A 14,822-nucleotide genomic window follows, 5' to 3' on the forward strand; every position below is an offset into this window, starting at 1 on the left:
CCGGCGGCCGCGGCCCCCGCCGCCGCGCCTCAGCAGGGCGTGCTGCCGATCGTGACCAACCAGTTCGCCACCGTCACCGTGGTGTCGAACGAGGAGATTCGCCGCGAGGGCGGCGGCCAGCTCGGCGATCTCCTGTTCTCCAAGCCCGGCATCACCGGCTCGAGCTTCGCGCCCGGCGCCTCCAGCCGGCCGGTCATCCGCGGCCTCGATGTCAACCGCGTCGGCATCGTCGAGAACGGCACCAATGGCGGCGGCGCCTCCGATCTCGGCGAAGATCATTTCGTCCCGATCGATCCGCTTGCGACCAACCAGGTCGAAGTGATGCGCGGGCCGGCCGCGCTCCGCTACGGCTCGACCTCGATCGGCGGCGTCGTCAGCGCCACCAACAACCGGATTCCGGATGCGCTGCCTTCCTGCGCTCCATCGTTCCAGGCTTACGGCCTGCCGACCAAGGCTCCGCTCGCAACTGCGGCGACGTCGCCCTGCGTCACGGCCGAGACGCGCACCGCTTTCAGCTCGGTCGACCGTGGCGCCGAAAGCGGAGTGCTGCTCGATACCGGCGGCGGCAACTTTGCTTTCCACGCCGACGCCTATGGCCGCACGACCTCCGACTATTTCATTCCGAGCTATCCTTATCTGACCGGTCCGTCGCGGCCCGTGTACGGCCGCCAGCCCAACTCGGCTACGCGCTCGGACGGCGCCTCGATCGGCGGCTCCTACTTCTTCCAGGGCGGCTATATCGGCGCGGCGATCACGCAGAACGACTCGCTCTACCACATCCCCGGCATCGACGGCGCCGACCACGACACGCGGATCGACGGCCACCAGACCAAGATCAACGTCAAGGGCGAGTACCACCCCGACGCCGCCGCGATCGACGCCGTCCGCTTCTGGGCCGGGGCGACCGACTACCGGCACAACGAGCTCGGCCTTGCCGATCCCGCCGATCCCAACAGCGACGGCGTGCGGCAGACCTTCACCAACAAGGAGCAGGAGATCCGCACCGAGGTGCAGTTGATGCCGTTCAACGCGCGCTTCGCCGAGGTGACGACCGCCTTTGGCCTGCAGGCCGGCCACCAGGAACTGACGGCACCGAGCCCCGACGATCCCGGTAGCCCGCTCAACGGATTGTGGGATCCGAACAAGAACAACAGGATCGCCGGTTACGTCTTCAACGAGCTGAAATTCAGCGAGACCACCAAGGCCCAGATTGCCGGACGCATCGAGCATGTCAATCTCTCCGGGACAACGCCGGCATTCATACCTCCCGTGTTCGACGTTAACATCGACCCTGCCAGTATTGGTCCTGCCACGTCGCGGAATCCGAACTTCACGCCGAAAAGTGCGAGCATTGGCCTGCTCCAGAATCTGCCGTGGGGTCTGGTCGCCAGCATTACCGGTCAATACGTCGAACGAGCGCCGAAACCGGCAGAGCTCTTTTCGCGCGGCGCGCATGACGCGACCGCTACCTTCGATATTGGCAATCCAGACCTCGGCATCGAAACGGCGAAATCGATCGAGGTCGGGTTGCGGCGGGCGACAGGGCCGTTCCGATTCGAACTCACCGGCTACTACACGAAGTTCAACGGCTTCATATTTCGCCGATTGACCGGCAATACGTGCGACAATGCGGCTTGTGTGGACATCGCCAATCCGGACCAGCTTGAGCTGCAGCAAGCGAGATATTCGCAGCGTGATGCCATCTTCCGCGGCGGCGAGTTCCAATCGCAGCTCGATGTCGGCGCGTTCCGCGGCGGCATCTGGGGCATCGAGAACCAGCTCGACGTGGTTCGTGCCACCTTCACCGACGGCACAAACGTGCCGCGCATTCCGCCCTTGCGGATGGGCGGCGGCGTGTTCTGGCGCGACGACAACTGGCTGATGCGCATCAACCTGTTGCACGCCTTCGCGCAGAACAATGTCGCCGTGATCGCGGAGACACCGACGCCCGGCTACAACCTGCTGAAGGCCGAGGTGAGCTACAAGACCAAGCTCGACCCCAACTGGTTCGGTGCGCGCGAGATGATGGCCGGCATCACCGGCAACAATCTCCTCAACCAGAGCATCCGCAACTCGGTGTCCTACACCAAGGACCAGGTCCTGATGCCCGGCATCGGCGTGCGTGCGTTTGCGAACTTCAAGTTCTAGAGCCAGTTCCGTTCCGATGGAATCGGAACGGGCTCTCGATCAGGCCCGCTTTCGAGCCGAGCCGGGGGTGCACCTCCGGCTCAGGGCGCTTAGCAGAACGCGTCAAATCCGCTCAGGCGGCGCGCGCCCTTCCGGGTGCATCTTCGAGCCGGCTCTTCAACATGGCGATCGAGGCGCGCAGATTGTCCAGGCGAGTCCGCAGCGTCACGGCAAGCATGGGATAGGTCGCGCTGCCCGGGTCGGCATTGCCGGCCTTACGTTCCTCCTCCTTGATATCGGCCTCGAGCATCCGACCGCGCCAGTCCAGGTCGGAAATGAGAGCATGGAGGTGCAGGGACGCAGTCGCATCGAAACGGGACGTTGGTTGCATGTGATCGCCTCAATCTGAAACAGCCCCGCTTGCGGTGCGGTGCTTTGCACACACTTCAGCAAGACGGATGCCAGGATCTCGCGGCGCGCATACGGCGGCGGCGCATTCAGTTGCGCAGCACGTCGCAATACGTACCGACTGCCTTCAGCGTCGCGCATAATTTTTCGGCTCCGCCCCGGGTATCTTCGCCGACCCGGACCCGCGCGGCGCCCATCTGGCCAATGATCCCGTGTACAACGACGTGAGGCTCGCGATCGGCAACGATCGCCGCATACTTCGGTAGCCACTCACGGTACCTGGCAAGCGCCTTGGCCGGAGTGGGCCCGCCGACCACTTCCACACCCCATGGCTTGACGGTTTCAGGTCGCGGCGGAGATTCATCCGGCTTGGGCTGCATCAAAATGATGGCTGGTAAATTGCACGGAATAACTTCGACCGGGGGCATCTCAACCGGTGCGGTTTGGCCTCCGGCCCATTCTTCAACGGAGCGACCTGTCACAAGCCGCACATAGGCCCGCGTTTCCAAGGGAAGCGGCCGCCGGGCGCCAAGCCAATCGCGGACACGTCCAGACCCGGCGTTGTACGCGGCTGCCGCAAGGCCGAGATTTCCAAATGCGAGACGAAGGCTGTGCAAGAGTTCACCGGACTTCGCAATCGCTTCCAGCGGATTGAACGGGTCTTCAAGGCCGCTCAACCTTGCGGTCGCCGGCATGAACTGAGCTATGCCCTGCGCACCTTTCCGGCTGATCGCGTCGGGCCTGAAGTGACTTTCCTGCCAGATCAGGCGAGTCAAGAAGTCGACCGGCAGGTCATTTGTGGTTGCAGCCGCAGCGAGCGCCTCACACAGGTTTGGTGCCGTGGACGGAGCATTCGGCTCCGGTTCGTCACTTCGTTTCGTCGGAGAAGTTTCTTCTGATTGGGGATTTTCAGCAGATGGCTGCAGTTGCACCGCAGGGGGATCATCGCCCGCGCCCGATGCAAGTGTGGGGAACCCGATCGCCACCGTCGTGGACAGGAGCAGTCTCAGCAGGAAGCCGGAAGCTCGGCCGAAGCCGGCAGGCGATGGAGTTTGACCAAGATCAGACTTCATGACGATCGCTTCCGCCCGGCCGGGCTCGTGGGAAGGCAACCTCATAAATCCTGCCCCAGAACGATCAGCGCGTTCTCCGGAACCCGATTGATCAAGATCGGGACTTCAGGGAAGGCGAAGTGGGGTCTATGCAACGCACAACGCCGAAACAGGGAGTGCGTTCCGCCCCATCTCCGTTGCCAACAATAGACTGTGCTGCGTCGGCTCAGGCCGCAAACACAAGAACCATGACAGAGCCCCAGGTTGTGAGCAGGATGTTCGCGACTGGATACGCCGGCGTATAGCCGAGCACGGGCACCGGGCTTCCCGATCGCTCCTGGAGAGCGGCCATTGCCGCCGTTACCGTTTGCGCACCGGTCAACCCGCCGAGCAAAAGGATTGGGTTCATGCGCAAGACGAAATGACCGAAGCAGAATCCGACAATCTGCGGCAACAGCGTCACGACCATGCCGCCGAGCAGCAGGCCGATGCCCGATTCCCGCAAGGAGGAGAGAAAGATCGGCCCGGCGTGGATCCCGGTGAGCCCGACAAACGCAGCTAGTCCGAGTGACGTCATCAGGCTGATGGCGCCGTCCGGAATCCGGCCGAAGCGTGGATTGAGCGTGCGGAGGTAGCCAACCAGAAGCCCGGCAAGCAGCGTGCCGACGCTCGTGCTCAGCGCGATCTTGATGCTGCCGACAGGAAAACTCACGAGAACGCCAACGATGCCGCCGAAGAAGATGGCAAGCCCCAGCACCACGAAATCGATGCTGGTGCTGGGAGCAACGATGACACCGATATGCTTCGCCGCGTTCTCCACGACCGGTTCGGGGCCGACGATGCGCAGCAGGTCACCACGCTGCAGAACCACGCCGGGCGCAATCGGAAGCTCCTGGCCTCCCCTGCTCCACGAACGCAAATAGAGGCCGCGTGTCCAGTCCTGCTGCGAGGCGTCCTGCAGGTTCATGCCCGCGAGCTTGGCGTTGATCAGGAAAACGTCAGCGGCGATCAAGGGAATGTCGAGCAGCTCCCTGTCCTCAACCTCCTCGGCGCGGGCGCCGATCAGTTCCACGATGATCTGGCGCGGCGCCGATATCGTGATGACGTCGCCCGGCCCTAGGATAGTATCCGGCTCCGCCTGGAGGATGCGTTCTCCACGGCGGATCCGATGGATGAACAGGCGGTGCTCCGGCAGGCGGGCTTCGGCGGCCGCGACCGTCGATCCGGCGAGGGAAGAGTCCTCGTCCAGCCGATAGGCCCGCAGCTCGAATTTTCGCCAAGCGGACGCCAGACCCGGCTTGGTGCGGCTCATTCCCAGCGACTGCTCGAGCTTGAGCGCCTCTTCCCGCAGGTCGATCTTCAGGAGCGCCGGTGCGACCACCGTGCACCACATGATCACGCCCGCATAGCCGAAGATGTAACAGACCGCATCAGCGACCGCGATATGTGAGACATACAGGGCACGCTGCGCCTCGGGCACCGAGAGGCCGTTGATCGCGTCGGTTGCCGTTCCCATCGCCGCGCTTTGACTGAGCGCCCCCGACATCAGCCCCGCCGCAAGGCCGGGATCGAGCCCCAGTATCCTCCCTACGACGATTGCGGCCGCAAGGCCGGTGAAGCACACGACGACGGCGAGCAGCATCGGTTTCAGCCCGTCGCGCTTCATCGCCTGCACGAATTGCGGACCGACGGAGTAGCCGACTCCGAACAGAAACAGCAGAAACAGGAAGGATTTGGTCATGCTGGAAACGGGGACACGCGCGAAGTCGCCGACCACCAGGCCGGCGAACAACGAGCCCGTGACCGGGCCAAGACTGAAGGCGCCGATCTTGAAGCTTCCGATCCAGTAGCCTGCGGCGATCACCAGGAATAACGCGAGCTCCGGATAACGGAGGAGAAACTGCTCCAGCCAGGTCAGCATCTCAAGCGGCCGGTTTCTACGTCATCAGCATGACGAGCACCATGCCCCAGATCGTCAGCAGTGTGTTTCCGACCGCGTAGGTGACGGTATAGCCGAGACCCGGAATCTGGCTCTTGGCGCGATCGTTGATCATGCCGAGCGAGGCAGTGGTGGTCCGTGCGCCGGAACAGCACCCGAGCACGATGGCGTCATGGAAGCGGAACAGGTATTTGCCGACATACATTGCGAGGATCAGCGGCACCGTCGTCGCCACGACGCCCCACAGGAACAGCCCGATGCCAAGCGCCTTCAGGCCGGCAACGAAGCCCGGTCCCGACGAGATACCAACGATGGCAATGAACACGTTCAGGCCGACGGAATTCATGAACCAGACGGTTGGTGAGGGAATCCGGCCGAAGGTCGGGTGTACGGAGCGCAGCCAGCCGAAGAACAGGCCCGAGATCAGCGCTCCACCGGAGGTGGACAGCGTGAGGGGAACGCTGCCAATCTTGTAGACGATCGCGCCGACCAGCGCGCCGATAGCGATGGCGGCACCGATGAAAGCAACGTCGGCGACGTCGGTTGCCCGATCCGGCCGGCCAAGCATCTTCGTCGCGGCCGCGACATCGGGCGTGCGTCCAACGATGGTGACGATGTCGCCCCGATTCAGCTTGGTGTTGGGAAGGATGGGGATCTCGACCGCGATCGCGCCCCTCGTGATCTTGCGCAGGAACACGCCGCGCGATGCCGGGCTCTTCGCTACCTCCTCCAGCGTCTTACCGTCGACGTCCTTGCTGGTCACGTAGACATCGACGCCTTCGATCGGCATGGCGAGCAGCTCGCGATCGTCGACTTCCTCCGCTTGTTCGCCGATCAGCTGGACGAGTACGTCGCGCCGGCCTGCCACGGCCACGACATCACCCGCATGAATCACGGCATCGGACATCGCATCGATGATCTTCCCGTCCTGCCGTAGCCGCAGAATGAACACCCGTTGATCGGGGACCAGCGCCTCGGCCTCCTGCACCGTTTTCCCGACCGCCGGGCCGCGCTCGCGAACGCGGAATGCACGGACCTCGAACTGGTGCCACGCGGTGCCGGGACCGCCCAACTGCTTCTTGCCGCCCTGCTCCTCCTCATATCTCTTGCACGCGGCTTCGAGATCGATGCCGAGCAGGGCCGGGCCAAACAGAGCAAGGACGATCGCGGATCCGACGGTACCAAAAATATAGGTGACCGCGTAGGCGACGGGCATGCCGTCGAGGATCTTCTTGGTTTCTTCCGGCGAGAGCCCGAGGCGGTTGATGGCATCGGTCGCCAGACCCATTGACGCCGAAATCGTCTGCGAACCGGCATAAAGTCCGGCGGCCGAACCGACATCGTAACCGGCGATCTTCGCCGCGACATACGGGGCGAGCAAGCAGAACACGCATACGACGGCAGCGAAAATCGCCTGGGGAATACCGTCGTGCGCGATGCCGCGCACGAATTGCGGCCCGACGCCGTAGCCGATGGCAAACAGGAACATCAGGAAGAAGAACGGCTTGAGCGGACCTGTAATCGTGATCCCGATCTGGCCGATGATAACAGCGGCGATCAACGTTGCCGTGACAGCCCCCAGTCCCAGGCCCTTATAAGTGAAGGATCCGAAATAGTAGCCGAGGGCCAAGGATAGGAAGATCGCGATTTCCGGATAGCTCTTGAGCGTCTGAAAGAACCAGTCGATCATGATGTCACCCCCGTTCGTGCCGTCGGCGCGCGCCCGCTCGCTCCGGCGCGACGTCGCGGATCGAAGACCCGACGACGAGCGCTCAAGCAGTATCGATCAACATGAGGCGGCGGGTCGGACGGGAGATGTTTGATTTATGTCAAGCGTGACGGCTGAGCTGCGCGGCCTCCGAGGTCCCACCGACGACATCGTCGCGCTGCGTTGCGGCACGGCGGCGATTCGGAGCGTCATTCCCGCCTAAGCCTTGAGGTAGATCAAGGGACACCGCCAACCGCCGATCATTCTGAGCGCGATTGCGCGGGCGCGGGAGCCTCGTCCACCTCGCCCCAACAGATCGCACAGTTTGGGAGTGTCATATGGCCGATCTCTTGACGCTGAAAAAATTCGAGGCGCTGAGCCCGTTCGAGATCAAGGACGAGCTGATCAATCTCGCCAAGGCGACGTCGAGACGGACCCAATCCGCGTTCCTGAACGCCGGCCGCGGCAATCCGAACTGGGTGGCCACCACGCCGCGCGAAGGCTTCTTCCTGCTGGGACAGTTCGCAATCACCGAAAGCAAGCGGGTCATGGAGCACCCGGCCGGAATTGGCGGCATGCCTCAGGCGAAGGGCATTGCCGCTCGGTTTGAGGCTTGGCTCGCCAAGGCCTCTGACATGCCGGGCGCGGGCTTCCTTTCGGAGATGCTGCCCTTTGCGGTCAAGAAATTCGGCTTCGACCCGGACGCCTTCGTCCACGAGCTCGTCGATTCCATCATCGGCGACAACTATCCGGTGCCGGACCGTATGCTGGTGCACAACGAAAAGATCGTGCACGAATATCTGATGTGGGCCGTTTGCGGTGAGCCGCCACCGGCCGGCAAGTTCGACATCTATGCGGTCGAGGGCGGCACGGCGGCGATGTGCTACCTGTTCAAGTCGCTCAAGGCCAACCGCCTATTGCTTCCCGGCGACACCATCGCGCTGGGAACGCCGATCTTCACGCCCTACATCGAGATGACGCACCTGGAGGATTACGACCTCAAGGTTGTCCAGATCAGGGCGCCGCAGGAAAACAAATTCCAGTTCACCGACGAGGAAATCAGGAAGCTGGAGGATCCGAAGATCAAGGCGTTCTTCATCGTCAATCCCGCCAATCCCTCCGGGATGGGGGTGAGCCCGGAGACGATCGCGAAGCTGGGCCATCTGGTCAGGACCAAGCGCCCCGATCTCATGCTGCTCACCGACGACGTCTACGGTACCTTCGTTCACGGTTTCCGCTCACTGCTGGGCGAGCTCCCGCACAACACCATTGGCGTCTATTCCTATTCGAAATATTTCGGCTGCACGGGATGGCGGCTCGGCGCCATCGCCATTCATGAAGACAACATCTTCGACAAGATGATTGCGAAGCTGCCCGACGACGCCGTGAAGGCGCTCGACAAGCGTTACGGGCCGCTGACGCTGGAGCCGCGCAAGCTGAAATTCATCGATCGAATCGTTGCCGACAGTCGCGACGTCGCGCTCAATCACACTGCGGGCCTGTCGCTGCCGCAGCAGGTGATGATGAGCCTTTTCTCGCTCTCGGAGATGATGGACACGAAGAAGGCCTATCAGGCCGCCTGCATGGAAATCGTCAACAAGCGGCTGTGGGCGCTGCTCGATGGCCTGGGACTCGCCGACAAGCTGTCGCCCAATCCAAACTACGACGCTTATTACGCCCTGATCGATTTCGAGTTCTGGGCCCGAAAGAACATCGGAGACGAAGCCGTCGATTATCTGAAGAAGCACATCCATCCGCTCGATCTTGCGTTCCGCTTGGCGGAAGCCCACGGGATCGTGCTGCTGAACGGTGGCGGCTTCGATGCCCCCGAATGGTCGCTCCGTATTTCCCTGGCGAACCTGCCGGACGACGTCTACGACGATATCGGACGGGGCGTTCGGTCGATTGCCAGAGGATACCGCGACACATACGAAGCGTCTAAGGGGGGAAGCTAAAGGAAACGCGGCTACCGCGACGCCCTGACAGGGCGTTGCCCGTGCGACACTCTTGGATCGAGGATGTGCGACAATAGCAATCATAGGAGGGTGATCATGCCAATCCAGCTCGTGATGGACCGCAACGGCGATAGCCGCTACTCCTTCAACTCCGACGACGCAGAGGAACTGGCCCAGGCGGAACGGCGCTTTTACGAATTGACCGGCGTTGGCTTCACCGCGGCGGTCCGGACCGGTCCAGGTCAGGTATCGAAAGTCCGGTCGTTCGACCCCTCGGCGGAAGAAACACTCTTTTTTCCCAGACTAGTCGGCGGGTAGTCGCTCCGTCATGTTCGGGTTTCGACCTACTCCATCGAGTAGCCGCTCCCGCATGAGGGCGACGAGAGCCCTTTTCATAAGCCACGGTGCCGAGGCCACGCCCGAGGGACGGTCGCTACGGATGCTGCGAGAATGGCTGTCGCAGGCGCAGCGGGAGCAGTTCGCAAGCAAGGGTTACTTCGACGTCGTCGGAGGAAACACCGGAAACCAGTACAGGATCTATACTGGCACCTCGGCCAATGTATGCGAGATCGACAAAAGCGGTCGCCTCCGGGAGGGGCTGTGTTTCACGACGATTGTTGATCTGCCAATCGGCGACGTGATGCTGGCTCAGAAGATCGCCCTGGAAACATGCGAAGACGAGGTGCGCGCCCTGGCCAGGTGGTTCACCCCCAGAAATCATCATTTTCGACAAACCCGCGGATGACGGCGCGGATCGTCGTCGTCTCCTGCCGGTGCCGAGGTCAATTCGATGAAAAAGCGCGCTGACAGACACGCGATCCGCCGGCAAAGCCGGATATCGATGCTCTCCATTCAAGTGGTTTGCCTCGCACTCTCATTCATGATCAGCGTGGCGGCACATGCCGCAGAGACAGGCAAAGATGCGGGGCCGGCCACCAACCTGCCGCGTGTTCTCGTGCTTGCGACGGGAGGAACAATCGCGGGTCAGGCAGATCCCCGTGCGAGCGGCGCGTACAAATCTGGCCAGATTACCGGAGAACAGCTGGTCCAGTCGGTCCCAGGTCTCGATAAAATGGCAAAGCTGACTGCCGAACAAATCTCGTCGATCGGATCCCAGTGACCTCTCCCGCCGCGCTCCAGCAGGCCTTTACCGCTACCTGGTAGTGGACCGAGCCCGGTCCAAAAGCAGCAATCGACCGGAGACGAGCAAAGGGTCGCCGTAGACCAACGGAGACAGAAATGCGCGATATGCTGGACGAAGGCCGATCGCATAACATCATTTCTTTCGCAGAATTTTGTCTATTGTTTTTCCCTTCGCCAGCTCGTCGATCAGTTTATCCAGGTAGCGAATTTCTCGCATAGTGGTTTCCTTGATATCCTCCACTCGCACACCGCATACCGTGCCTTTGATCAGCGTTCGCGAAGGGTTTATTTGAGGTGCGTTCGTAAAGAATGTCTCAAGGTCAGCCTGTTCATCTCGTTGGGTTTCCAGATCCTCACGACGATAATCTGTCAACCAACAGATGATCTGATCAACTTCTGCTTTCGTCCGCCCCTTTTTCTCTGCTTTCGCGACGTAGAGCGGGTAAACGCTTGCGAAGCTCGTTGTATAGATACGATGTTTTGCCATCGGCACTCCGGCGGTCACCATGAAAGGCATTAGCTCTGGGTCGAACGGGTCGTCCCGTCTCCACGGGTGGACATCATCACGTTTCCGCGGGCCTCACAATTCCCGCATGGACTTCCCATGGAAGGTGGTCACCGCTCATGATATCGAGAGCAGATGCAGCTGATCTTTATTTTCGGGCAAGTCGCGTCGGGGAAGCTGACCATCGCGCGCGAGCTTGCGGCGCGAACGAATGTCGCATTATTCCACAATCATCTCGTCGTCGATGCCGTTGGCGCGGTGTTTCCGTTCGGGACAGAGGCGTTCTCGCGCTTGCGCGAACAGTTCTGGATGACGGTGTTTGACGAGGCGGCCAGGCAGAACCGATCCTTGATCTTCACGTTCGCGCCCGAGCCGACCGTGGCTCGGGATTTTCCGGATCGGGTGCGCGCGTTGATCGAAGGAAACGGCGGCCAGATCATCTTTGTGGCACTGGACCTGCCTTACGAAGAGCAGGAGCGACGCCTGGTCGACCCCGGACGCGCTGCATTTGGCAAGATGCGTGATCCGTCGCTGCTCCGCGCGCTTCGACCGCAGTTCGACGCCTGCATGGCGTCCATGCCTCAACCCTCGCTCACCCTCGATGTGAGCCATCTGACCCCGCAGGAAAGTGCCGAGACGATCAAAAGCCTGATGTCGAGTTAGGCCTCGTAGCCCGGACCGGCGGCGCTGCGCGCCGACCCGTTGGCTCTATCCGGGCTACGCGGAGGACCTTCCGTTCGCCGCAGCGATCGTCACCACCAGACTTATGCGCGCCCTCTCAGCCCCGCGCCTTGCTCCAGTCGGGGCTCACCGGCCCCGACACGCCCTCAAACGCGCCGTCGACGAGTTCGAACACCAGGACGCGCGCGGCGTCGACCGGGCCCGGCATGGTGACACGGCCCTTCGGCACCGGCTTGAAGCCGACGCGGCTGTAATAGGGCTCGTCGCCGACCAGCAGCACCAGGCGGTGTCCCTTCTCCTTCGCGTCCTTCAGCGCACGCTCCATCAGCAGACGGCCGATGCCGCGGTCGCGGAACGGCGGCTCGACGGTGAGCGGCCCGAGCAGCAGGGCCGGCGTGTCGCCGACCAGCACCGGCAATTGCCTGACCGAGCCGACCAGCAGCGTGCCGATGTGGGCCGTGAAGGACACGTCGAGCAGATGATCGACATGCTCGCGGATGCGGTAGGCGCTGAGCACGAAACGGCCGGGGCCGAAGGTGCGTTCGTGCAGCCGTTCAATCGCCTGGGCGTCGCCGGGAGCTTCGGGAAGGATGGTGAGCGAGAGATCAGTCATGTCAACATGCGTCTTCGAGCGAAGTGGAACAGGTTCGCGTTCAGAAAACGCGTCAATGTCGGAAGCGGGATAACACCTCGGAGGGCCGCGGTCCATCGGCCCCGTGCGGCATCCAGCGGCTGAACTGGTTACCGCCAGGTCGCGATCGGCGGCCTGCCGTCCAGCACCTCCACGATCCGCAGCCGCGTGCCGGGCGTGGTCCCCTCGGGCAATGCCGAGGCCGCGAAGAATCCGCATTCGACGATCTCGCGGTTGGGCGTGGGCAGGCGATCCTGCCTGTAGTGCCTGACGACGTAGACCGCGACGTGGTCGCGGCGGGAGACGTGGCTGTTGAGGAAGATGCCATGCAGCACGGCGTCTCCGGTCAGATCGATGTCCCCCTCCTCCTTGAGCTCGCGCCGCATCGCCTGCTCCATGGTCTCGCCGAGGTCGACGCCGCCGCCGGGCAGATACCAGCCGGTGATGTAGCTGTGCCTGACCAGGAACACCCTGTTGTCGGCGTCCAGCACCACGGCGCGGACGCCGAGAGTCATGCCGCGAACGAGCAGGAAATAGGCGTGGAAGATTCGCCGCAGCAGCGGTTCGAATGTCCGTCGGACGCTGTTCAGACGATCCCCCATCAGGCTCCCTTGACGCCCCGCTTGCGCTGGTGTCGCGACCTTGCCATTACAGAATAGGAATAGCGAGGCAATCGCGCGTCATGGCCCCCTACACGCTCGCCCATCTGTCCGATCCGCATCTGCCGCCGCTGCCGAAGCCGCGGCTGATCGAGCTCGCGGGCAAGCGCGCGCTCGGCTACGTCAACTGGACGCGCAACCGCCACAAGTACCAGCGCCGCGAGGTGCTCGACGCGCTCGTCACCGACGTCCGGGCGCAGGCGCCGGACCACATCGCCGTAACCGGCGATCTCGTCAATTTGGCGCTGGAGGCGGAGTTCGCGCCGGCTCGCGCCTGGCTCGACGGCGTCGGGCCGCCCGACCGCGTCACCACGATTCCCGGCAATCACGACGCCTATGTCCGCGCCACCACTCATCGCTTCGGCGAGACCTTTGCGCCCTATCTTGCGAGCGATGACGGCAGCATCGGCTTTCCGGCCGTCCGCCAGCGCGGGCCGATCGCGCTTGTCAGCTTGTCCACGGCGGTGCCGACCCTGCCGCTGATGGCGACGGGCACGCTCGGGCGCGATCAGCTTGCGTCTCTCGAACAAATCCTCGAACGGCTCGCGGCCGAGGATGTCTTCCGCGTGCTGCTGGTGCATCATCCCCTGAAGTCCGACGCGCGTCACAAGCGGATGACCGATGCAGCCGATCTGCTGGCGCTGCTGAGGCGTCACGGCGTCGAGCTGATCCTGCACGGGCACGACCACATTCATTCGACGATGTGGTTCGAGGGCCCCAACGGCAAGATTCCCGCGATCGGCGTACCGTCGGCGTCCGCGCTCGCGCACGGACGCTACCCGGCGGCGGCGTATAATCTGTTCGCGATCGACAAGGACAATGCCGGCTGGCGCTGCGAGCAGACGGTGCGGGGCCTCGGGTCTGGATTTCAGATCCAGCAGATCAAGCAGGCGCGGTTGATTTAGCTCGCTGTCATTCCGGGGCGCGCCAAAGGCGCGAGCTATGATGGGCAATTGCGCATCAGAGAATCCATTCATCGCCATGCGCTGCCGCCCGATGGATTCCGGGCTCATGCTTCGCATGCCCCGGAATGACGGAGCAACTGATCACCAGCTCCGCAAAGCCGCGAGCACGGCGATGCCGAACAAGGCGGCGGCACCGAGGATGAATCCGAAGACGAAGGGCCAGACGCGCGAGCGGCGCGGCGGCTCCGCGGCCGCAGGCTTCGGCTCGGGCAGGACCACCATCGCATGCTCACGCTCGATCATGCGGCGCGCGACATAATCGGTGACGGCCTCGACGATAACAGCGGTGTCGTGCGATTCGGCGAGCACGATGCGGCCGAAGCGGGTGTCCTGGACGAAGCGGTACATCCGCTTGTCGCGCCCCATCACGATGTGTGCGACGACGTCGATCCAGAGTCTGGGCGTATCGCCCTGGCTGATGCCGCGGTCGAACAGGTCGATCTGCTCCGGCACCTGCGCGAACAGGGGATCGAGCGCATCGTTGAGGATCTCGAGCCGCGCCACCTCGGCATCCCTGAGGTCGACGACGACGCCGGTCCGGTCGGCGGCCTCGATCCGGGCGCGCAGCAGCGCATCGCGCAACCGCACCGGGCGCGGCTCGCTGGGATGGGTCCCGCTGGTCTCGGGCTCTGACATTGTCGGCCTCGTCCTAAACGCTGGAGTTAACCTATCAGTAACCACAGCGTCCGCAAAGGCCGCACAATTCCAGATACTTACAGTGCCCACAGGCCTCTTACCTGTGCCAAAAACAGACGGCCCCACCCAGGCCGCGCCTGGATGGGACCGTTGTCCTTGGACGTCTTCTTCAGTTCAGTTCGGCCGAGCCGTTGTCAGGCTGCCGGGGCGCGGTGCGGCTCCTCCACGATCGAGAAGCGGACGCCGGCCTTGTGGCGGCTCTCTTCCGAGACTTCCTTCCAGCAGTCCTCGGCTTCCTTGCGGGACTTGAAGGGACCTTTGACCTGGGCTGAGCCTTCCACGAGCTTGTGGAAGTTCATCGAACCGAACTCGCCGCCGATCACCCAGAAATTGCTGCCTGTGGTCATTGTCAG

General features: G+C 62.9%; 16 protein-coding genes. 7 read left to right on the forward strand and 9 right to left on the reverse strand.

Features of this window, described 5'->3' with window-relative positions:
- On the forward strand, positions 1-2,148 hold a 2,148-nt coding region (locus tag AC629_RS23985), incomplete at its 5' end, for a TonB-dependent receptor (protein WP_084807421.1).
- Between the two features lie 112 nt (positions 2,149-2,260).
- On the opposite strand, the gene AC629_RS23990 is transcribed toward AC629_RS23985, so the two are convergent.
- The 4 genes from AC629_RS23990 to aspT (AC629_RS24005) all read right to left on the reverse strand — a co-directional run bounded on the left by AC629_RS23990 (position 2,261) and on the right by aspT (AC629_RS24005) (position 7,216).
- Complete coding sequence (locus tag AC629_RS23990) at positions 2,261-2,518, reverse strand: hypothetical protein (RefSeq protein ID WP_084807422.1); 258 nt, start codon at positions 2,516-2,518, stop codon at positions 2,261-2,263.
- Between the two features lie 106 nt (positions 2,519-2,624).
- Positions 2,625-3,608 carry a lytic transglycosylase domain-containing protein gene (locus AC629_RS23995; RefSeq protein ID WP_168195573.1) on the reverse strand — a complete coding sequence of 328 codons (984 nt, stop codon included), beginning with the start codon at positions 3,606-3,608 and terminating at the stop codon, positions 2,625-2,627.
- 205 nt (positions 3,609-3,813) lie between these two features.
- Entirely contained in the window at positions 3,814-5,508 is a 1,695-nt protein-coding gene (aspT, locus tag AC629_RS24000; protein WP_084807424.1) for an aspartate-alanine antiporter, read from the reverse strand.
- A gap of 16 nt (positions 5,509-5,524) precedes the next feature.
- Positions 5,525-7,216: an aspartate-alanine antiporter gene (aspT, locus tag AC629_RS24005; RefSeq protein WP_084807425.1), complete on the reverse strand. Its 1,692-nt coding sequence runs from the start codon at positions 7,214-7,216 to the stop codon at positions 5,525-5,527.
- A 356-nt stretch (positions 7,217-7,572) separates the two neighbouring features.
- Between aspT (AC629_RS24005) and aspD the strand changes: the two genes are divergently transcribed.
- The 4 genes from aspD to AC629_RS24025 all read left to right on the forward strand — a co-directional run bounded on the left by aspD (position 7,573) and on the right by AC629_RS24025 (position 10,309).
- Positions 7,573-9,189 (forward strand): aspartate 4-decarboxylase, encoded by a 1,617-nt coding sequence (gene aspD, locus AC629_RS24010; RefSeq protein ID WP_084807426.1) that lies wholly within the window; start codon positions 7,573-7,575, stop codon positions 9,187-9,189.
- Between the two features lie 96 nt (positions 9,190-9,285).
- Entirely contained in the window at positions 9,286-9,507 is a 222-nt protein-coding gene (locus tag AC629_RS24015; RefSeq protein ID WP_084807427.1) for a hypothetical protein, read from the forward strand.
- Between the two features lie 121 nt (positions 9,508-9,628).
- Complete coding sequence (locus tag AC629_RS24020; RefSeq protein WP_349531234.1) at positions 9,629-9,934, forward strand: hypothetical protein; 306 nt, start codon at positions 9,629-9,631, stop codon at positions 9,932-9,934.
- A 45-nt stretch (positions 9,935-9,979) separates the two neighbouring features.
- On the forward strand, positions 9,980-10,309 hold the full coding sequence (locus AC629_RS24025; protein WP_084807429.1) for an asparaginase domain-containing protein: 330 nt from the start codon (positions 9,980-9,982) through the stop codon (positions 10,307-10,309).
- 156 nt (positions 10,310-10,465) lie between these two features.
- On the opposite strand, the gene AC629_RS24030 is transcribed toward AC629_RS24025, so the two are convergent.
- On the reverse strand, positions 10,466-10,819 hold the full coding sequence (locus AC629_RS24030) for a DUF2200 domain-containing protein (protein WP_084807466.1): 354 nt from the start codon (positions 10,817-10,819) through the stop codon (positions 10,466-10,468).
- A gap of 153 nt (positions 10,820-10,972) precedes the next feature.
- Here AC629_RS24030 and AC629_RS24035 point away from each other — a divergent pair, with 153 nt between their 5' ends.
- Complete coding sequence (locus tag AC629_RS24035) at positions 10,973-11,500, forward strand: P-loop nucleotide/nucleoside kinase family protein (protein ID WP_084807430.1); 528 nt, start codon at positions 10,973-10,975, stop codon at positions 11,498-11,500.
- 115 nt (positions 11,501-11,615) lie between these two features.
- On the opposite strand, the gene AC629_RS24040 is transcribed toward AC629_RS24035, so the two are convergent.
- Positions 11,616-12,131, reverse strand: coding sequence for a GNAT family N-acetyltransferase (locus tag AC629_RS24040; RefSeq protein WP_084807431.1), 516 nt, complete (start codon positions 12,129-12,131; stop codon positions 11,616-11,618).
- Positions 12,132-12,259: 128 nt separating this feature from the next.
- On the reverse strand, positions 12,260-12,751 hold the full coding sequence (locus AC629_RS24045; RefSeq protein ID WP_084807432.1) for an NUDIX domain-containing protein: 492 nt from the start codon (positions 12,749-12,751) through the stop codon (positions 12,260-12,262).
- A gap of 80 nt (positions 12,752-12,831) precedes the next feature.
- Here AC629_RS24045 and AC629_RS24050 point away from each other — a divergent pair, with 80 nt between their 5' ends.
- Positions 12,832-13,713, forward strand: a complete 882-nt coding sequence (locus AC629_RS24050) for a metallophosphoesterase family protein (RefSeq protein WP_084807433.1) — start codon at positions 12,832-12,834, stop codon at positions 13,711-13,713.
- A 141-nt stretch (positions 13,714-13,854) separates the two neighbouring features.
- On the opposite strand, the gene AC629_RS24055 is transcribed toward AC629_RS24050, so the two are convergent.
- Positions 13,855-14,409: a hypothetical protein gene (locus AC629_RS24055; RefSeq protein WP_084807434.1), complete on the reverse strand. Its 555-nt coding sequence runs from the start codon at positions 14,407-14,409 to the stop codon at positions 13,855-13,857.
- 194 nt (positions 14,410-14,603) lie between these two features.
- Positions 14,604-14,816 (reverse strand): DUF4170 domain-containing protein, encoded by a 213-nt coding sequence (locus tag AC629_RS24060; protein ID WP_074120036.1) that lies wholly within the window; start codon positions 14,814-14,816, stop codon positions 14,604-14,606.
- Positions 14,817-14,822: the final 6 nt, after the last annotated feature.

Origin of the sequence: Bradyrhizobium sp. NAS80.1, assembly GCF_001908205.1 — a bacterium.
Classification (GTDB): domain Bacteria; phylum Pseudomonadota; class Alphaproteobacteria; order Rhizobiales; family Xanthobacteraceae; genus Bradyrhizobium.